Raw genomic sequence first — 18,736 nt, forward strand, 5'->3', positions numbered from 1 at the left:
CTGAAGGCGTGTTCGTGTGTGCTGGATGGATAGTGCTGGTCGCAGCGCACCAGCGTTGGAAGTTTTCGCGTCGAGCCCGTCAGTCGACGTGCCCGCTCTTCGCGGCCAACTCCTTTTCGTGATCCTTGTGCGCGGCACCACGCGCCAGCGCCCGGATGAGATCTTCCAGAAGCTGCTCGGCCCTGGCAGCGGAGTTGTTGTCGTTGGACTCCTGCGGGATCTCCGGAGTCAGTTGCTGGCGGGAACGGGCGGTCGCCACGGAGCATTCCCCGTCTCGAGGGCGGGATGGAGGGACGCAGCACAACCACTCCCGGACGGAGCGGAAGCGCATCGGCCCGACATCTTCGGCCATGAGCACAACCCGCGGAGCGGGCGCGGGACGCTGTCGGTCCGCTCCGCGTCCCCGACCATCGTGACCTTCCCCTGTACGCTCATCCTGCCCCCTGTTCGGCCGGGGCGCCGGACGGAATGTCTGGCTGCTGCCTCGGCTGGGGCCATTTCGGTCCGCCGTTTTTCGGCGTCCCCCGGATCGCAGAAAAAAGTGCGCGAAGCTGGTAATGAGGTTTCTACGGTCCAGTGGTTTCCCGCTCCGATCCCGTCTGGAGCCTGGAGTTGAAGCGTTCTCCGGCGAGGGCGGTGCCGTCGGACGTATGGTCCATGACGCGGACGGCCGCCACGCTCGGCTGATACATCCGGTCGAGCCAACGCTCATGCGCATCGCACGCGTGCTGGTAGTTGCGCGCGATCTCGCGGGTCAGAAGGGTCTGGACTTGGTCCGCGCCCTCGCCAGCACCCTTTCCGGACAACCATGCCCGGGCGGCGACGAGAAGCCCCCGCCACGCCTTGTCCAGGCGACGACGAGGGGGAGCGTCGGCGGCGCCTCCGCCATGCCGCTGCCGGGCCGCCCACCAGTCCATGAGGGCGCCGACGTAGGACGCAAGGAGCCTCATGATGGGATCATCGGAGGGAAGAGGCGGCATCCCTGCCGGGGCCTGCACCGGCGTCGAGGCCGTCCGGCGCGGCGCCGTCGTCGTCAGATCCCTGATCCGACGGGTGGCCAGCTTGAGACTGTGGGCGTCACGTCGGCGCGTTTCTTCCGACGACAGCGGGCTGGAGTTCGGCTCCTGGAACCGACGACCACGATCATTGGCACGGACCGATCCGCGAAGCGCGGGCGCGAGAGGTGGGATGGGGTCGTGCCGCCGCTTGTCCAAGGGGCGCGGGGCGTTCATATGGCGGTCGGCAGCCAGCGTGCTGGACGGCGTCACCGGCCCGATCCCGTCTTGCGGGTGGGCCCAGGCGGCCGATCCGGGATCGCTCCGCCCAGAAGCCGCGACTCTCCGCTCCATCTCAACCATGGATTGCTGTTGAGTTGGATGCGGAGGCGATACGCCCGTCCAGGCGCCTTCCCCCGCCTCCGTCTTCGACGTCGCTCGCCGAGAGGCCAAAGCGCCTGACCGGAGTTCTCCGTTGTCCGCCGTTTGCCTTGTCCGCCGTGGGGCCGGCGTCACGACACGAACGGATGTTGGCGGCGGACTTGCGCTCGGCTCGGCCACGCGCCGGCCGTCCGACGATGGCTTCATGGGGACCATACCGGTGGTCGGCGACGAAGGAGCGGTGGACCAGGTTGGCGCGGGCGGCGATGCGTGCCCTTCCACGTCCCTCATCTCCGGAGAGGCGATGTCATCTGCTGCGTCCGGCGTCATGATGGTCGCGTCGGCGCCCAGCCGGCAGACGATCGGCGCCGGGGATGCTCCCGTCAGGGCCACGTCGTCGGGCTCGGTCGGCCAGTAGGAGTCCGCATCGTCGATCGGCGCCGGCGCGACGTGATCCTCCAGCGCCGCCTGCGATGTGACAAGGTGGGCGGCGGGCCCGCCTGTCTCCTCGGAGGTTGACCGCACCTTCTCCGGGCCCACGCCCTCGCGCAGGCGGCCGCGAAGCTCCTCGACGGTCGGCAAGGCGTCAACGACGCCCTCGAGATCCTTGCGTACCCGAACCGCCGTCCAGGCGCCGCGTTCGCCGGCCGCCAGCAGGCGATGGAGCGCCCAGGCCTCGCCGGCGGCGTCGACCGCGAGCACCGCGTTGCGCCGATCGCCCCGGGCGAGGGCGAATCCGGCCTCGGCCAGGGCGGCGCGGCGCGCGAGCGGGCTGTCGGCGAGCAGCCACGCCGCGGCGGCGCACTCGGCGGCGGTCGCCTTGCGGGAGCCCGAGCGGCTCTCCTGCTGCGCCTCGGCTTCCGAGCGGCCGGCGCGCGGACGCCGCCGTTCGGTCAGGCCGCGGAGTTGTCCGGCTTCCTCGCTGAACCCGTTCCGCTCGAGGTAGGCCACGACGGCCCGGTTGTGGGCGCCCTTCGTCAGGGGGTGCCCGAAGTGCAGTTCGCAGAGACGGGCGACGACCTCGTTCGCCTGGAAGGAATGTCCAAGATGGACGGCTCTGCCGTCGGGGCGGATGCGCAGGTAGGCGCGGTGCCGGTGACTGGGCCGGCCGGAGTCCCCCGGCTTGGCGTGCTCGACCTCGATGTAGGGCTGCCCGAAGAGGCCATGCTGCTCCTCGTAGAGCCCCCAGGCATCGGCCCACTGATCGTTCGCCAGGGGCTGGGCGGGCGAGATGGAGGCATGGACGAGGAAGTCGCGCGCCCGTGATACCAAGTTCATGAAGTTTTGACCTGTGTGGCCCACGGATAACCACAGGTTGATTGAATGCGGCCTGGCTTGTTGATGAGGGAGTTCCAGGCGCGGCCACAGGCGTCGATAATGTGCTTTGTGTCGGTGAACAGGCGGTGCGAGAGGACGGTTTCCCGCATCACCTGCCAGAGGCGCTCGATGGCATTGAGTTCGGGGCTGTAGGGCGGCAGCGGCAGCAAGGTCAGGTTGGCCGGCACCTCCAACTCATTGGCGATGTGCCAGCCGGCTCCGTCCAGCAGAACGACGGCGTGCCCCTCGTGCGGCACGGCTTGGCTGATCTCGGCGAGCATCAGCGTCATCGCCTCGGTGCTGACGCGCGTCATCACCAAGGCGACGCCGGTGTCGCGCTGCGGGCACACGGCGCCGAAGATGTAGGCCGACTTGAAGCGATGATCGCGCACGGCACGCACCCGGATGGCGCGCGGCGCCCACAGCCGGGTCAGGGTCCCCTTCTGACCGACCCGGGCTTCATCCTGGAACCAGACCTCCAGCCGCTTGCCGGGGTGGCGCTTGGCGATGGCGGCGAGTTGATCGGGGAAGTTTTTTTAAATGCCTCCTGGGCCGCGGGATCGGTCTTGGGGTGGATCGGGCGCGGGGTCTGCCAGGACAGCCCCATCTGCTGGAGCACGTTGTGCATGCCGCCGCGGCTGTAGTCGGCACCGAAGTGGCGCTTGGCCAAGTCTTGGATGTGGGTCAGCCGATACTCGACCACGCCGTCGCGCTCCAGGTCGGGACCTGCGGCGATCAGCGTCGCCAGCTCCGGGCGCAGTTCATCGGCCAGCAGGCGGGGCCGGCCGCTACGCGAACGGTCGCGCAGGCCGGACACGCCCTCGGCGTTGAAACGATGCACCCAATCGCGCAAGGTCTGCCGGTCCATCCCGCCCAAGCGCGCGGCGTGGGCCCGGCTGTGACCGTCCAGCACGGCGGCGATCGCCAGAAGACGCGCCGCCACCCGCCCGTCCTCCTCCAATCGGGCCTGCCGGCGCAACTCGCAGACCGAGATGTCCTGTCGGATCGCTATCGCTGGCATTCCCGCTCCCCCGCTGAATAGAGCGGACAGCGAATCACACCAAAGCCGCAGCCTCAATCCCCTGCGACACAACCCGAGTCAGAAATTTCTGGATGCGGTATGAGTTGGCGATCCGCCACTGCGCCTCGAACTGGCGCAGGGCGACATGGACGTCCAGCGCGACCACGCCGCGCCCGTCGATGATCGTCACGGCCTCGTTGGCGTCGGTCCGGGTGAGGTGGGCGGAGAGCCAAGCCGCGTCACCGCGCTGGGTTGTCTTGATGATCATGAGGGCCGCTTCCCCGACACCGCCGCGATGATCCGTTCGGCCAGCTCCAGAACGGCCTTCTCGGCCTTCGCGTAGCCGTCCATGGCCGGCCTGACGGCGCCGGCGTTGGCCCGCGCCGCCAGCTGGTTGAGGAGCGTACGGACATGCCGAAGGTCGCTTTGAAGAGCGCTGAGAAGAGGGAGCGCCGCTTGAAGTTCCGGTGGTGCCGCGATCGCTCTGACGCGGCGGACCTTTGGGATGGCCTGTCCTTGGGAGGACAGGGCAACGGCGCGGGCGAACTGGGCCACCGACAGGTCGCGCTCCTCGCCGGCGCGCTGGAGCCGGTCGAACTCGTCCGCCGACACGCGGTAGCTGATCTGACAGGCTCTGGCGCGCTGCTCGCTTCCGCTCTCGGTGCGGGAGGGGCGTCGGGGTGTCTTCGGCATCGCGGCCTCCTCGCGGTGGGGTCCGGGGAGGCAGGCCTCTCCGGCGGGCGGGTCCATGGGAGGGTGTCCCTCCCTGGCGGGGTCCACGGGGCGGAGCCCCTGGCCGGCCTGCGCGAGTTGGAGTCTCCTTGGGGCGAAAACCGCGCATGGCTGGCCGTCCGCCCCAAGGGGCGGGACGAGGGGGGAGATGGCGGCTGACGATGAAGGCGCAACGGGGAGAAGGACGATCGGGACCGCAGGGAGGACGGCGCCGGCGGTCGACGCGTCGACGCCGTCCTCCGCGTCAGGTGGCGGTGACCGGCGAAGCTGGCGCGTCGGACGATCCGCCGTCGGCCGGGGACGGTGCGGTCAGCACCAGGTTGGCCAGGGGCTGGTCGGCCGAGGTCGTCTCCGGCTCCGGCAGGGCAGCGGCGCCGTTCTTCTCTGCGCGCGCCGCTGGGGTGGCGGCGGCGCGCTTCGCCGGGCGGGAACGGGGCTGAACCGGGGGCGCCGCTGGCGGCGCGGCAGGGCGGGCCATCGCGCTGGTCAGATGGACAATCATCCCCTCCAGCGCCTCGACCTTCCCGGCGGTCTTGGCGCTGGCGACGAGCTGGGCCGACAGCCCGGCGATGCGGACCTCGGCAGCCTGCACGGTGGCTTCCAGCTCCGGGACGCGCGAGGCGATCCCGAGCAGCTCCTGGTGCCGACGCTCGGCCCGGTTGGCGGCGTCCTGCAGGTCCGCGATGCGGGCCTCGGCCGTCCGAACCTCGGAGATGCGCTGCTCGAGCTCAGCTTCCAGAGCCGGGATACGCGCCGCACTCCCAGTCAGGTCACGGATCCGGTTCACCGCGTCGTCGGCGGCGGCGCGCAGGTCGCCGAGATCATCCGAGGCGTCCAGGCCAACGGCTTCCAGTAGGATGGCGACGACTTCCAGCAGTGCCGTCACTTCGCTGGCGGCGGTATCGAAGTCCGCTTCAGCATGTCCGAAGGCACGTCGCAGCTCTTCGGTCTCCGCTCGCGCGGACGCGAGGGCGGAAGACCGAGCCGCCACCTCCGCATCGAGAAGCTGGGCAGTACGCTTCCTCTCGTCGGCGATCGTCCGCGTCAGGAGGCTGGCCACGGTCCGAGACGACAGGTCGGCGACCTCGAGCCATTCGAGCGGCAGTTCCGGCGGCCCGTCCATCGAGGGAGAGGTGGACGGGGAGGGAGGAGCCGTTGTCGACGGGATCGGCGTGGCCCGGATCGCGCGGAGATGCCCGCAGACCGTCGACTTCGACCCACCAGTCTGCTGAATGATGTCGCCGACGGTCGGGACGATCCCTCTGGCGAGATACCCGTCATAGGCGGCCTGCACCGCCTCGCGCGTTGCTTTCGTAATGGACATGGAACTACCTCCTATCGTTGTGCCCGACATAGGGGCGGCAGGAAGGCGATCCACCCGAAGACGCAACCAGTACGGTATCATCGGTATGGTGCGGTACACCTGATACGGTATGGTGCCTTCCCTTGAGCCATGTCGGATCGTCCGCGCGCAGCGTCCTCTCGCAGGCAGAGGACGGTTCGCAGGGGGCTCACGGGCCGAGGAGGTCCTCGACGCTGGCGAACGGCAGGATTCGGCCGACGCCGCGCAGTCCGCGCAGGGTCGGACGCTCGAGCTCGAGGCGCAGGCGGTCGACCTGCCCATCGGCCACCGCAATGAAGAGTCCTCCCGGGGGCTGGCCGGCGGTCATGAAGACGTCGCTCAGCCGAACCAGAGCCTTGGTCGCCTTGCCGGCGCTGGTCTCGATCTCGTAGAGGCGGAAGGGCTGGCCGGCGCGCAGCACGACGACGTCGACCTGGGCGAGGCTCCGGTCGGCCGCCGCGTCGCCGAGGCCGGGGAGAGTCCTGGTCAGGCGATCATGCAGGCCTGGATGCCTCCCACGATCGCTTGCCGGCAGGTAGACTGCGTTGCCCAGCATGAGATGGAAGCCGGCCAGCAGTCCCTGAAGGCGCTCGTGCCGTGACAGCGGCCGGAGCGCGCCAGGGGCGGCCGTTGGGGCACCGGTGCCCGCCAACGAGATCGCGCGAATGAGAGAGCCCGGTTGCACCTCGATGTCCGCGTAGCGTCCGCTTCGAGCCGGCGGTAGAAGCTTGGCGCGCAACTCGTTGGCGATCTGCTGCGTGCGTTTCCCGGCGCGGTGCGGGACATGATTGGCGGCCAGCATCTCGGCGAGGCGGTTGGCATGAAGCCAGCTTCCGAGGTGGCTCGGATGACGAAGCACAGACAGGGCATCGCCGACGAGGGAACCCGGACGATGGCGGGCGGAGGCGTGTGCGGCGGCGATCGGGGCGAAGGGAAGAAGCATGGCGGTCTCCGTGCCCATGTCGGTGCCCGGCGGAATGCCGGCGGCGGGGCAAGGGAGCGGGGCACCGAGAGCCGGATGGCTGCCGGAAGCTTCTATGCCGGATCAGCCTCGAGGATCGCCACTCCTACACGCGGCGGCCGCGCGTCGCATGAACCCCGGCGGGACCGCACAGTTTCCGGGAACTGTCCCGCGGGCGTGCCCCCATATGGGCTCCAGCCTCCAGTCTTGACGCGCCGATCCACAGATCGGTCGCCATCATCACGACAGGAGGTTCCATGCGCGCTGTCTACATCCGCTCCCGCACCTGCCCGATCTCGGCGCCGGCCGACCTGCCCGACGAGCACGCCACGATCACCGGCGCCCTCGTCCTGTACGACAGCAGCGCCGACCAGGCTGGTCTCGAATTCCTGCTCGCGACCCTCGCCGACGGCGACGATCTGCTCGTTCCAGGCGTTCGGGATCTCAGCGACACTGCCGATGCGACGCTGGCGTCGTTGCGCCGTGCGGCGGAAGCTGGAGTGCGCGTCACCCTGCTGCGGGACGGGCTCGATGGTGGCGTCGTACTGCAGGTCGCCGCTCTTCTCGAAGCTCTGTCGGACAACGGCGATACGCGGTCGCGACCGCGCACGGAGTGCCGCGCCTACGTCCGGGCAACGCCGGGGCGCGTTTCCGAGATCGTCGCTCTGTCCGCGGCCGGCGTCGTGGTTCGGGAGATTGCAGCGATCGTCGGGCTTTCCGTCAGCACGGTCATGCGCGTCCGGCGCGCCCATCGGGGCGTCCCGCGCGCGCCCTGGCCCGTCGACGGCCTCGTCGAGTGCCTGGGCAACGCCGACTGATCCTGCCGCCATGGAGCCGACGTCATGAAGCCGAATCGCTGCATCGTGATCCATCTCGACGGGCCCCGTTCGCTGAAGACGGTCGCCGTATCGCTCGAGCGGTGCGTCGTCATGAGCAACCGCTACACGCCCGACGGGCTCTATGACTCCAGCGTGATTCTCGACCGGCCGCCGACGATTGCTGAGGCGCATCAGGCCCTGTGCGCGGCACCTCAGAGCCAGAGCTTCGCCGCACTGGCGCCGAATGACCGTGCGGACGTTCTCGGGCGGCTGGCCCGCATCGCAGCCGGGCTTCCTCCGCAGGACGCGCCCCGTGCTCGCCGGCGGTGTGGTGGCGGGGGTGCCGGTTCGTGACGTCGGCAGGTCCGGCAGGGCGATTGCCGCAGCCAAGCGCGGCCTCCTCGACGGCAACGGTCAACCTCAAGCCCGCCATGTGAGAAGGAGAGCGAGACACCGGTCGGCCGATGCCGCGTCGTGGGAGGGTTCACCGGCCGCGCCAACCCCCGCACACGCCGCCACCCTCCTCGCAGCCCGCTGCTGGCTGGCGGCGGAGTGTGCGGGGGTTGGCGCGTGTGCCTGCTGGGTGGCGAGGGGGAGGGTTCCTGGCTCCCCCTGATCGGTTCCTCTGCCCTGAGGGGCTTATCCGTGTCGTTATGCGTAGATGTAGGGAGGACCTGTCTCACCTTGCCTTGGCTGCTGCCTCCTGCTTCTGCTTCCGTCGGTACCAGGTCGCCCGGGACACGCCTTCGGCCTCCCAGGGCTTGTCGTTGCTGATGCTGTTGGCCGCCAAGTAGGCGGCGCGGTCTTGGCCGGTGTGGTCCGCGCGCCACTTTTCGCGGTCGCGGCGGCGCTTCTCGTCGTCATCGATCAGGCGCGTCATGTGCCTCATCTCCTCGGAATTGATCTCGAGGAGCTCGAGGAGACGCGTCTTCTTGTACGTCCAGATCGGGCTTACGGTCTTGCCGCCGTACTGGACCCGTTCGCCTGCGGCGGCCCGGTGAGCGAGCTCGAGCAGCGTCGAGCAGTGCCGGCCGAAGTCGCCGTCGACGTACCAGTCGGGCAGGATGAGGCGCGCCCACGCGTCGATCTCCGCCGCGAGCCGGTGGGCGGGAATGACCCTGGCGAGCCGGCAGGCGCCGAGGTGACCGAAGAGGTCGAGTCCGGCCCGCCGTCCGGCGCCGGTGGCCTGGACGACGCCGGACTCGTGCCGAAGCTTCGCGAGACAGCGCAGATCTTCGAGGACGCCCCAATGCCAGTGCTCGCGGTTGAAGAGCTTGTGGCCGAGCCGCTGGTGCTCCTCGACGGCTTCGCGGGACGCGACTGTCCGTTCGCCCCGGGCGCGCCGCAACGGCACGATCTCCGCCGAGCGAGGAGCCGGCCCATCCCCACTGGAGGGAAGAAAGGCTTCCGCGAAGGTCCCGAAGTCGTAGCGCACGATGTTGCCGTCCGCGTCGTTGCTCCAGATGACCTCCACCGTCTTGCCGGACCGGCTGTTGACGGAGCCGACCACCTGCAGGATGCGGCTCAGGTCGACCGCCGCGGGGTCGGCACCGAAGTCCCGGAAGGAGCGGACCAGCGCCCGGTTGATGGCCATAGCTCGGCCGGCCTCGGCGCGGGGAACCGGCTGCCGCCAGAACCACTTCAGATACAGCCCACGGCCGGAATGGACGATGCAGGACGGGCGGGGGATGCCCCACTCGTCGCAGTCCCACAACACCAAGCGAGCGACCACCTCGATGCCCTTCCCGTCGGACATCACCGGCGTCTTGTAGACGTCGAGATCCACGTAGGCGTGCGTCATGTAGGCCAGATGAACTGCGCGCCGCGAGGGTCTTTCGAAAAAGCTCTGCGAAGCGTAGATGTCGGTTCCGTTCCCCTTCTTGGCGAGGACGAAGGCGAGTTCGTCGAGCCGATGGTGGTCCTGCCTCATGGAACCTCCACGCTCAAGCTGGTTCAGCGTCCACCAGCCGGAGGCGGGCAACACCCTGCCCTCGAGGCGGTCCTCGGGAACCATCGGTGGTGCCGGCAGGATATGTGGGGCGGTGGTCGGCAAGGCGGTCACGGTGAGGTCTCCTGCATGCCGGAGACCGCTGGAGGGACGGCGGGGATGACCCCATCTTCACAGGGCTGTCGCATGTGCGGTCTCACGTGCGCGGCCGGCGCCCAGGCCGCCACAGCCCAAGCGCCATCCGGGTTCGAGGGCCCGAGCCGGCAAGCTCGGGCCCTCCTCGTTGCTGGGCAGTTGGGGGAACCGGGGACGGGCGCAAGCGCGGGTGCCGTGGACGGCGGGACCGCGGTCCGCGACGAGGTCAGGTCGACTGGTGGCGCTTGCGGACCCTGTCGATGGCCGCCCAGGTCACGTCGAGATCGCGAGCGATGGCGTTGACCTTGTCGCCGGCGTTCAGCCGGCGCAGGACTTCATCTTCCGGGACTGTCTGGCTCGACCTCCGGCGACGCAGCGCCGTGGTCGGAGCGGCGTCGCCCGCACCAGTGGGACGGCTGTCCGGCATCGGGAAGCTGCGCAGCACCGCCAGCCCGTGGACGAGCGCCTCGGGCGTCCAGCCGTCGGCAAGGATGGCCAAATCGGCGTCCATGGCGCGGATGTCCTGGACCAGCGCATCCAGCGCCTGAACGCTGTCCGCGGCTTGCGGCACCGTCGGAACGACCAGTGTGTCGCCGGCCCGAAGAAGGCGGCGGATGACCGCGAGAGACACGCGGTCCTGGCCGAGAGTGTCATGCTGAACGCGTTCGGCGCCGGCATCCATGAGAGCCGTGGTGTTCTCGTCGAGGGTGGCGGTGGAGCAGTAGGTGTATCCGATTTTCATGAGAGCGCTCGCTGTCTTGGTTGCGGACGCCTCCCAGATAGGTCCGTGAGAAAGTGCACATCCCTCGAACACGAAATTTCTTCCGGCCCTTCGACGGGAATCGCGAATGCGACAATACTCCCTTCTTGAAGGGGCCGAACCGATCGTTCCGGTTCCAGAGCCGTTGATCAGGAGCAGGGAGCGACCATCCCGAGCTCGACCTTACATACTCGCGCATGTAGTCCGGCAGAAGTTGCATTCTCAGGTTGGAATCGCTGGAACGGCCAAGGCCTGTCGGATAGGTTACCTCCAAGTGGGTGGTCTTTCCGGAAGGCGGCTCGTCCTGCAACGGGATTGACGGCAGCACCGGTCGCGGTCGGGCAACCAACAAGAACGAAGCGTAAGGTCATTCGATGAGTGAACGGTTCTTTGAGCAGCCGATCCTGAACTCTCCTTACGAGCCGCCCCGGTTCCATCACGATCTCGACGCCGACGGTCAGCCGACGGATCTTCCTCCGGTCGCCGGCCGGCGCCGGTCGGAACTGATCACGCCGGTTCCGAAGCCGAAGAAGAAGAAGGGCAAGGCGGCGCCCGCCGAACAGACCGGCTTCGTGTTCGCGGATCAGCAAGGGCTGACGACCGCGGAGGTCGAGTACAACCCGACCCCGATCATCAACGAGATCCGGCAACACGTTGAGTCCTGGCGCAACCTGCCCAACCCCGCGCACTGGAAGGTGACCCCGGCGACGGCGAGGCTGCTTCAGCACTGGCGCCATCACGAGTTCAGCGGGGTTCGTCCCTTCTTCTGCCAGGTCGAGGCGGTCGAGACGATCATCTGGCTGACCGAGGTCGCGCCGGGCAACAGCCAGTACAAGAAGGTCCTGGAGCACGTCGAGGGCGCGAATCTTCAGGCGAACCCGGAACTGCTGCGCATGGCCATGAAGATGGCGACCGGCAGCGGCAAGACGACGGTCATGGCGATGCTGATCGCGTGGCAGACGGTGAACGCCGTCCGCCATCCCAACAGCAAGCGCTTCAGCAAGGGCTTCCTGATCGTCACCCCAGGCATCACCATCAAGGACCGCCTGCGCGTCCTCCAGCCGAACGACCCGGACAGCTACTACAAGAACCGGGAGCTGGTGCCGGCGGACATGCTGCCGGACATCGACAAGGCCAAGATCGTCATCACCAACTACCACGCCTTCAAGCTGCGGGAGCGCATGGAGGTGTCGAAGCTCGGCCGCGCCCTGTTGAAGGGACGCGACGGCGACCTGAACACCGCCGAGACGGAAGGGCAGATGCTTCAGCGCGTCATGCCCGATCTGATGGGCATGAAGAGCATCGTCGTCCTGAACGACGAGGCGCACCACTGCTACCGCGAGCGGCCCGGTGTGGACGACGGACTCACCGGCGACGAGAAGAAGGAAGCGGAGAAGAACAACGAGGCCGCCCGCCTCTGGATCACCGGCATCGAGACGGTGAAGCGCCACCTGGGCGTCCGCGGCGTCTACGACCTGTCGGCGACCCCCTTCTTCCTGCGCGGCTCGGGCTACGCGGAAGGCACGCTGTTCCCGTGGACGGTCAGCGACTTCTCGCTGATGGACGCGATCGAGTGCGGCATCGTCAAGCTGCCCCGCGTCCCGGTCGCCGACAACCTGCCGACCGGAGAGATGCCGGTCTATCGGAACCTGTGGGAGCACATCGGCAAGAAGATGCCGAAGAAGGGACGCGGCAAGGGCGGCGAGCTCGATCCGCGCAACCTTCCCTCAGAGCTTCAGACCGCGCTCGACGCCCTCTACGGCCACTACACAAAGGTTTTCGACCTGTGGGAGGAGAAGGGCATCGGCGTGCCGCCGGTGTTCATCATCGTCTGCAACAACACGTCGTCGTCCAAGCTGGTCTACGAGTTCATCTCCGGCTGGACGCGGACGGACGAGAACGGCAACACCCAGTTCAACCAGGGCCGGCTGGAGCTGTTCCGGAACTACGACGACTACGGCAACCGCCTGCCGCGCATGCGCACCCTGCTGATCGACAGCGAGCAGCTGGAGTCCGACGAGGCGTTGGACACGGAGTTCCGCGCCGCCGCCGCCGAGGAGATCGACCAGTTCAAGCGTGAGTTGATCCAACGCGACGGCGCCGGCGCGGCCGACAAGCTGACCGACAAGGACTTGCTGCGCGAGGTGATGAACACGGTCGGCCGCAAGGGCCGGCTGGGCGAGCAGGTCCGCTGCGTCGTGTCGGTGTCGATGCTGACCGAAGGCTGGGACACCAACACCGTCACCCACATCCTTGGCGTGCGCGCCTTCGGAACGCAGCTTCTCTGCGAACAGGTCGTCGGCCGGGCGCTCCGCCGCCAATCCTACGAGCTGAACGACCAGGGCCTGTTCAACGCGGAGTACGCGGACGTCCTCGGCATCCCCTTCGACTTCACCGCCAAGCCGGTCGTCGCCAAGCCGGCCACGCCGCGGGAGACGGTGCGCGTGCAAGCGGTGAAGGAGCGGGCGGACCTGGAGATCCTCTACCCGCGCGTCGAGGGCTACCGCGTCGAACTGCCCAACGACCGGCTGTCGGCGACCTTCTCCGAGAACTCGACCCTCTACCTGACGCCGGAACTGGTCGGCCCCTGCTCCGTCCTCCTCGAGGGCATCGTCGGCGAGGGCGTGACGCTGAACGTCGACCATCTGGAGAAGGTCCGCCCCAGCACGATCGCCTACAACCTCGCCAAGCACCTGCTGTTCAAGCACTTCCGCGATCCGGGGGAGGAGCCGAAGCTGCACCTCTTCGGTCCGCTGAAGCGCATCACCAAGCAGTGGCTGGACGCCGGCCACCTGAAATGCGCCGGCGGCACCTTCCCGGCCCAGCTGATGTACCAGGAGATCGCCGATCAGGCGGCGGAGCGCATCTACCTCGCCTGTCAGGCCGGGCTGGAGGGGGAGCGCCGCATCAAGGCGATCCTCGATCCCTACAACCCGACCGGCTCCACCCGCTTCGTCAACTTCACCACCAGCAAGGAACTGCGGTGGGAGACCAGTGCGAAGCACTGCCACGTCAACCTCGTCATCTGCGACAGCGAGTGGGAGGCGGAGTTCGCCCGCGTCGCCGAGGAGCATCCCAGCGTCCTCGCCTACGTGAAGAACCAGGGCCTGGGCTTCGAGGTGCCGTACCGCGACGGCTCCACGCCGCGCAAGTACATCCCCGACTTCATCCTGCGCGTTGATGACGGCCGGCCGGACCCGCTCAACCTGATTGTCGAGATCAAGGGCTATCGGCGCGGCGACGCCCAGCTCAAGGCGGAGACGATGAACACTCTCTGGGTGCCGGGCGTGAACAACCTCGGCCGCTACGGCCGCTGGGCCTTCGCCGAGTTCCACCACGTCTTCGAGATCGAGCAGCGCTTCGGCGAGCTGATCCAGTCATTCCTGCAGGAAAAGGCCGCCTGATGTTCGACGCCACCAAGGCAGACCTCAAGGACATTCTCCGTTCGGCGGAGGAAGGCCGCCTCCAGTTGCCGGAGTTCCAGCGCAACTATGTCTGGGGTGACGCCGACGTGCGCAGCCTCGTCGCTTCCGTTGCCAAGGGCTTTCCCGTGGGCGCCCTGTTGACGCTGGAGACCGGCGGCGAGATCGAGTTCAAGCCGCGCCTTCTTGAAGGCGTCCCGGCGAAGGAGGTCCGACCTGCGGAACTGCTGCTCGATGGGCAGCAGCGCATCACCTCGCTCTATCAGGCGACGTGGTCGGCAGACCCGGTTTGTACGACCACCACCAAGAGCACGGTGGTGAAGCGCTACTACTACATCGACATCAAGAAGTCCCTGACCGTTGGCGTGGATTTCGAGGAAGCCATCCTCGGCGTTCCCGCCGACAAGGTGGTTCGGCGCAATTTCGGCAAGGACGTGGCCCTGGACCTGAGCACCCAGGAGCATGAATTCGAACACGACCTGTTCCCGCTCAACCGGGTCTTCGATACGAAGAGCTGGTTTCGCGGCTGGTGGAACTATTGGAATGCCCGCCAGCGGGATGTGAGCGGCCTGGAAAAAGACTTCGACAACGACGTGCTCGAGCAAATCCAGCACTACAAGATGCCGATCATCCGCCTCGACAAGCGCAACAGCCGCGAGGCCATCTGCCTTGTGTTCGAGAAGGTGAACGTCGGCGGCAAGAAGCTGGACGCCTTCGAACTGGTCACCGCCATCTACGCCGCCAGCGGCGCCAACCTGCGGGAGGACTGGGCGGCCCGCCGCGCCCGCATCATCGGGTCGCCGAACCGGCGCGACGTCCTCAGCCAGATCGCCAGCACCGACTTCCTCCAGGCCTGTACGCTGCTGCACACCCGCGAGCTGCGCCTCGCCCGCGCCGCCGAGCTGATGCGGGACAAGGGCAAGATCGAGGTCAAGGAACTGCCGCAGGTCAGCTGCAACCGCGACGCCCTGCTGGGCCTGCCGCTGCACGCCTACCGGAAGCACGCCGACGCGGTGGAGAAGGGCTTCGTCGAGGCCGGCGGCTTCCTGAACGAGCACAAGATCATCTGGCACAAGGACGTGCCCTATCCCACGCTGATCGTCGGGTTGGCCGCGACCTTCGCCATCCTTGGCAAGGCAGCGCAGACCGCGGCGGCGAAGGAGAAGCTGGCGCGCTGGTTCTGGTCGATCACGCTGGGCGAACTCTACGGGTCGAGCACGGAATCGCGCCTCGCCCGCGACGTGCCGGAACTGGCCGAGTGGCTGTCCGGCGCCGGCCCGCACCCGCGGTCGGTGGACGAGGCGCTGTTCCAGCGCGACCGCCTGGGCTCGCTCCGCCAGCGCATCTCCGCGGCCTACAAGGGGCTGCACGCGCTGCTGATGCGCTCCGGCTGCCGCGACTTCATCAACGGCCGGCCCACCGACCTGATGACCTTTTTCAACGACAAGATCGACATCCACCACATCTTCCCGCAGGCCTGGTGCAAGAAGAAGGGCATCCCGCCCAACGTCTTCAACTCCATCGTCAACAAGACCCCGCTGTCCAAGGCGTCCAACATCGCCATCGGCGGCGACGCGCCGTCCGTCTATCTGCGGCGCATCGAGCAGCGGCAGGGGTTGAGCCCCGAGGCGCTGGACGACATCCTGCGCAGCCACCTGATCGAGCCGGCGCACCTGCGCAACGACGACTTCGACGCCTTCTTCGCCGCACGCATGGACGCGCTGGCCGGCGTCGTCGCCGGGGCACTGGGCAAGGCGGTGGTTGACGAACACGGGGCCGATGAGGCCGAAGAGGAGGTCGCCGCCGAGGAGATGGCCCAGGAGATGGCCGAGGCTGGCGACACGGACAACATGGTTGAGCTGGAGACTGCGTGATGGCGCGCAACGGTAAGGACGTCGATTCCCTCGTCCACAAGAAGGCGACGCGGAAGAACATCCCGACGGCCGAGCAGCAATCCTTCGTCGAGGCGGAGGACGCGGCGCCGAAACCCGTGACATACCCGCGCGACACGCCGCTGGAGCCCGGCGCCACCCGCCCGCGCAACCCCGACCTCGACCCGCAGCTCGTCTGGCGCGGCAAGGACCAGCAGGACTGGTCCGACCTCGTGGTGCAGGCGCCGCCGATCTACATCCAGGAGAAGATCCACCCCCAGGCCATCATCGACGACCTGCGCCGCCGCAGCGAGGCCGCGCGCGGCGAGGCGGCCGGCTCCCAGTTCGACTTCTTCAACGACTTCAACGGTCTGCCCGACGAGGAAGCGAAGCTGGAATTCTACCAGCACGACAAGCACTGGGCGAACCGCATGATCCTGGGCGACAGCCTCCAGGTCATGGCCTCGCTGGCGGAGAAGGAGGGACTGCGCGGGCAGGTGCAGTGCATCTACTTCGACCCGCCCTACGGCATCAAGTTCAACTCCAACTGGCAGGTGTCCACCCGCTCCCGCGACGTGAAGGACGGCAAGATCGACCAGATCAGCCGCGAGCCGGAGCAGGTCAAGGCCTTCCGCGACACCTGGAAGGACGGCATCCACTCCTACATGACCTATCTGCGCGACCGCCTGACCGTGGCGCGCGACCTGCTGACGGAGAGCGGGTCGATTTTCGTGCAGATCGGAGATGAGAACGTCCACCGCGTGCGGGCGTTGATGGATGAGGTGTTTGGCGACGGCAATTTTGTTAATATGATACCCTTCGTTACGACTGGCGGCCAATCCACGGTAGGGCTTGGCAATATATTTGACAACATCATTTGGTATTGTAAGAACTATGATCTAATCAAATATCGGCAGATTTATTTTGAGAGGGAACTTCGCACTGGTGGCGGTTGGTCGCATTCGCGAGCTCGCCTTTCAGATGGAACGAAGGTAAATCTCGGCCAGACGGAAATTTCTAGGCTAATTGCAGAAGGCATGACACTAGATCCGTACTATCAGGATAACCTTGCATCACAGGGCGCCACTCCGGAAGGCTCTCTCCCGTTTAATTGTTTCGGGAGATCTTATTCTCCTCCAAGAAATTCGCACTGGAAAACTCATTTGCAAGGGATGGAGCGCCTTGCAAAAGCTGATAGAATTGACTCTTCAACGAACAGCATCCGGTATGTTAGGTGCCTCTCTGACTTTTCCATCGAACCAATAACAAACATTTGGTCTGATACCACACGAGCTGGGTACATAGATCAGAAGCGCTACGTAGTTGAAACTGCACCAAAAGTAATTGAACGCTGCATTCAGATGACCACCGACCCCGGTGACATCGTCCTCGACCCCACCTGCGGGTCGGGCACAACGGCCTATGTCGCCGAGCAATGGGGGCGGCGCTGGATCACCATCGACACCTCGCGGGTGGCGCTGGCGCTCGCCCGCGCGCGGCTGATGGGCGCCAAGTACCCCTACTACCACCTCGCCGACTCGCCCGACGGGCTGGTGAAGGAGGCGCAGGCGTCCGGCACCCCGCCGGCGCAGCGGGCGACCTACGGCGACATCCGCCAGGGCTTCGTCTACCGCCGCGTGCCGCACATCACGCTGAAGTCCATCGCCAACAACGCCGAGATCGACGTCATCTGGGACCGCTGGCAGGCGGTGCTGGAACCGCTGCGCCACGACCTCAACGCCGCACTCGGCCGGAACTGGCAGGAGTGGGAGATCCCCCGCCGCCCCGCCGATCCCTGGCTGGAGGCGGCGCAGACCCTGCACGCCGCCATCCGCAAACGCCTCGCCGACGGGGCCTCGGTCGCGCAACCGCTCAAGAAGTTGAACGGCATCCTCAAGCTCGACTACACGGCGGACACCCTGCCGGAGTACCCGGACGACCCCTGGACCGACGCCAAGGCCATCGACCTGCACGGCCGCTGGTGGGAGGCGCGCATCGCCCGCCAGAAGGAGATCGACAAGTCGATCGCCGACAAGGCCGACCAGGAGTTCCTCTACGACAAGCCCTACGACGACCCCGACCGCGTCCGCGTCGCCGGCCCCTTCACCGTGGAGAGCCTGTCGCCCCACCGCGTCCTCCCCACCGAGGAAGAGGAACTGTGGGAGGAACTGGTGGCCGCCGACGCCGTGGAGGCCGGCCGACCGGAGCCGCGCCGCACCCAGGCACCGGCCCGCAAGAAGGCTCCGCACCAGTGGGAGGAGACCGACTTCGCCACGGTCATGCTCGACCACCTGAAGACCAGCGGTGTCCACCAGGGCGACAAGAAGGACCGCATCACCTTTACCAGCCTGACCCCCTGGCCCGGCGAGTACGTCGCCGCCGACGCCCGCTACATGGAGGGTGACCGCGAGCGCCGCGCCGCCATCTTCATCGGCCCGGAGTTCGGCACCGTCTCCCGCCCCGACCTGACCGCCGCCGCGCGCGAGGCACGGGACGCCGGCTTCGAGCTGCTGATCGCCTGCGCCTTCAACTTCGACGCCCACGCCTCGGAACTGGCGAAGATGGGCCCGTTGCAGATCGTCCGCGCCCGCATGAACCCGGACCTGCACATGGCCGACGACCTGAAGAACACGGGCTCCGGCAACCTGTTCGTCGTCTTCGGCGAACCGGACATCGAGATCCGGAAGGAGGAGGACGGTGAGCTGCGGGTACGCATCCTGGGCCTGGACATCTTCGACCCGCAGAAGGGCGAGGTCCGCGCCGGCGGCACCGACGACATCGCCGCCTGGTTCATCGACACCGACTACGACGAGGAGAGCTTCTTCGTCCGCCACGCCTACTTCCTCGGCGCCCAGGACCCCTACAAGTCGCTGAAGACGACCCTGAAGGCCGAAATCGACGAGGAAGCCTGGGAAAGCCTCTACCGCGACACCTCCCGCCCCTTCCCCCGCCCGACCAGTGGGAGGATCGCCGTGAAGGTGATCAACCACTTCGGGGATGAGGTGATGAAGGTGTATCGGGTGTGACCAACCG

14 protein-coding genes are annotated in these 18,736 nt (G+C 67.4%); 5 read left to right on the forward strand and 9 right to left on the reverse strand.

Annotated features, from left to right (window positions below; translation table 11 throughout):
- Positions 1-79: 79 nt before the first annotated feature.
- From AZOLI_RS09000 to AZOLI_RS09035, 7 genes are all read right to left on the reverse strand, one after another.
- Entirely contained in the window at positions 80-259 is a 180-nt protein-coding gene (locus AZOLI_RS09000) for a hypothetical protein (protein WP_014248302.1), read from the reverse strand.
- A 307-nt stretch (positions 260-566) separates the two neighbouring features.
- On the reverse strand, positions 567-2,654 hold the full coding sequence (locus tag AZOLI_RS09005) for a hypothetical protein (RefSeq protein ID WP_044549930.1): 2,088 nt from the start codon (positions 2,652-2,654) through the stop codon (positions 567-569).
- Positions 2,651-3,714, reverse strand: a protein-coding gene (locus AZOLI_RS31060; RefSeq protein ID WP_076611714.1) for an IS630-like element ISAli2 family transposase whose coding sequence is annotated in 2 segments (ribosomal slippage) — positions 2,651-3,231 and positions 3,231-3,714 — 1,065 coding nt in all. Because the reading frame shifts where the segments join, the coding sequence is not laid out codon by codon here. The genes AZOLI_RS09005 and AZOLI_RS31060 overlap by 4 nt, the downstream gene beginning before the upstream one ends.
- 34 nt (positions 3,715-3,748) lie before the next feature.
- Positions 3,749-3,982 carry a hypothetical protein gene (locus tag AZOLI_RS09020; protein WP_014248305.1) on the reverse strand — a complete coding sequence of 78 codons (234 nt, stop codon included), beginning with the start codon at positions 3,980-3,982 and terminating at the stop codon, positions 3,749-3,751.
- A complete protein-coding gene (locus AZOLI_RS09025) occupies positions 3,979-4,407 on the reverse strand; it encodes a plasmid mobilization protein (RefSeq protein WP_162488043.1) in 429 nt (142 codons plus the stop codon). The genes AZOLI_RS09020 and AZOLI_RS09025 overlap by 4 nt, the downstream gene beginning before the upstream one ends.
- A gap of 283 nt (positions 4,408-4,690) precedes the next feature.
- Positions 4,691-5,770: a DNA-binding protein gene (locus tag AZOLI_RS09030; RefSeq protein WP_014248307.1), complete on the reverse strand. Its 1,080-nt coding sequence runs from the start codon at positions 5,768-5,770 to the stop codon at positions 4,691-4,693.
- Positions 5,771-5,957: 187 nt separating this feature from the next.
- Entirely contained in the window at positions 5,958-6,731 is a 774-nt protein-coding gene (locus AZOLI_RS09035) for a hypothetical protein (RefSeq protein WP_014248308.1), read from the reverse strand.
- A 275-nt stretch (positions 6,732-7,006) separates the two neighbouring features.
- Between AZOLI_RS09035 and AZOLI_RS09040 the strand changes: the two genes are divergently transcribed.
- Positions 7,007-7,567 (forward strand): hypothetical protein, encoded by a 561-nt coding sequence (locus tag AZOLI_RS09040; protein ID WP_014248309.1) that lies wholly within the window; start codon positions 7,007-7,009, stop codon positions 7,565-7,567.
- Positions 7,568-7,591: 24 nt separating this feature from the next.
- Positions 7,592-7,921 carry a hypothetical protein gene (locus AZOLI_RS09045; RefSeq protein WP_014248310.1) on the forward strand — a complete coding sequence of 110 codons (330 nt, stop codon included), beginning with the start codon at positions 7,592-7,594 and terminating at the stop codon, positions 7,919-7,921.
- Positions 7,922-8,246: 325 nt separating this feature from the next.
- Here AZOLI_RS09045 and AZOLI_RS09050 read toward each other — a convergent pair whose 3' ends face one another.
- Both AZOLI_RS09050 and AZOLI_RS09055 read right to left on the reverse strand, forming a co-directional pair.
- Positions 8,247-9,629, reverse strand: coding sequence for a hypothetical protein (locus AZOLI_RS09050; protein WP_014248311.1), 1,383 nt, complete (start codon positions 9,627-9,629; stop codon positions 8,247-8,249).
- A 247-nt stretch (positions 9,630-9,876) separates the two neighbouring features.
- On the reverse strand, positions 9,877-10,392 hold the full coding sequence (locus AZOLI_RS09055; protein ID WP_014248312.1) for a hypothetical protein: 516 nt from the start codon (positions 10,390-10,392) through the stop codon (positions 9,877-9,879).
- 392 nt (positions 10,393-10,784) lie between these two features.
- On the opposite strand from AZOLI_RS09055, the gene AZOLI_RS09060 reads away from it, so the two are divergent.
- Genes AZOLI_RS09060 through AZOLI_RS33180 form a run of 3 tightly spaced genes read left to right on the forward strand, consistent with a single transcriptional unit; the run spans position 10,785 to position 18,729 of the window.
- Positions 10,785-13,814, forward strand: coding sequence for a BPTD_3080 family restriction endonuclease (locus tag AZOLI_RS09060; protein WP_014248313.1), 3,030 nt, complete (start codon positions 10,785-10,787; stop codon positions 13,812-13,814).
- On the forward strand, positions 13,814-15,706 hold the full coding sequence (locus AZOLI_RS09065; RefSeq protein WP_014248314.1) for a GmrSD restriction endonuclease domain-containing protein: 1,893 nt from the start codon (positions 13,814-13,816) through the stop codon (positions 15,704-15,706). Before AZOLI_RS09060 ends, AZOLI_RS09065 begins: the two co-directional genes overlap by 1 nt.
- Positions 15,706-18,729: a site-specific DNA-methyltransferase gene (locus tag AZOLI_RS33180; protein WP_044549942.1), complete on the forward strand. Its 3,024-nt coding sequence runs from the start codon at positions 15,706-15,708 to the stop codon at positions 18,727-18,729. The genes AZOLI_RS09065 and AZOLI_RS33180 overlap by 1 nt, the downstream gene beginning before the upstream one ends.
- Positions 18,730-18,736: the final 7 nt, after the last annotated feature.

Source organism: Azospirillum lipoferum 4B (assembly GCF_000283655.1).
Lineage (GTDB): Bacteria > Pseudomonadota > Alphaproteobacteria > Azospirillales > Azospirillaceae > Azospirillum > Azospirillum lipoferum_C.

What these genes read in the sequence shown, in the direction of transcription:
- AZOLI_RS09005 (WP_044549930.1), bottom strand. Translation starts at nt 2,654, where the DNA reads ATGAACTTGGTATCACGGGCGCGCGACTTCCTCGTCCATGCCTCCATC.
- AZOLI_RS09020 (WP_014248305.1), bottom strand. Translation starts at nt 3,982, where the DNA reads ATGATCATCAAGACAACCCAGCGCGGTGACGCGGCTTGGCTCTCCGCC.
- AZOLI_RS09025 (WP_162488043.1), bottom strand. Translation starts at nt 4,407, where the DNA reads ATGCCGAAGACACCCCGACGCCCCTCCCGCACCGAGAGCGGAAGCGAG.
- AZOLI_RS09030 (WP_014248307.1), bottom strand. Translation starts at nt 5,770, where the DNA reads ATGTCCATTACGAAAGCAACGCGCGAGGCGGTGCAGGCCGCCTATGAC.
- AZOLI_RS09035 (WP_014248308.1), bottom strand. Translation starts at nt 6,731, where the DNA reads ATGCTTCTTCCCTTCGCCCCGATCGCCGCCGCACACGCCTCCGCCCGC.
- AZOLI_RS09040 (WP_014248309.1), top strand. Translation starts at nt 7,007, where the DNA reads ATGCGCGCTGTCTACATCCGCTCCCGCACCTGCCCGATCTCGGCGCCG.
- AZOLI_RS09045 (WP_014248310.1), top strand. Translation starts at nt 7,592, where the DNA reads ATGAAGCCGAATCGCTGCATCGTGATCCATCTCGACGGGCCCCGTTCG.
- AZOLI_RS09055 (WP_014248312.1), bottom strand. Translation starts at nt 10,392, where the DNA reads ATGAAAATCGGATACACCTACTGCTCCACCGCCACCCTCGACGAGAAC.
- AZOLI_RS09060 (WP_014248313.1), top strand. Translation starts at nt 10,785, where the DNA reads ATGAGTGAACGGTTCTTTGAGCAGCCGATCCTGAACTCTCCTTACGAG.
- AZOLI_RS09065 (WP_014248314.1), top strand. Translation starts at nt 13,814, where the DNA reads ATGTTCGACGCCACCAAGGCAGACCTCAAGGACATTCTCCGTTCGGCG.
- AZOLI_RS33180 (WP_044549942.1), top strand. Translation starts at nt 15,706, where the DNA reads ATGGCGCGCAACGGTAAGGACGTCGATTCCCTCGTCCACAAGAAGGCG.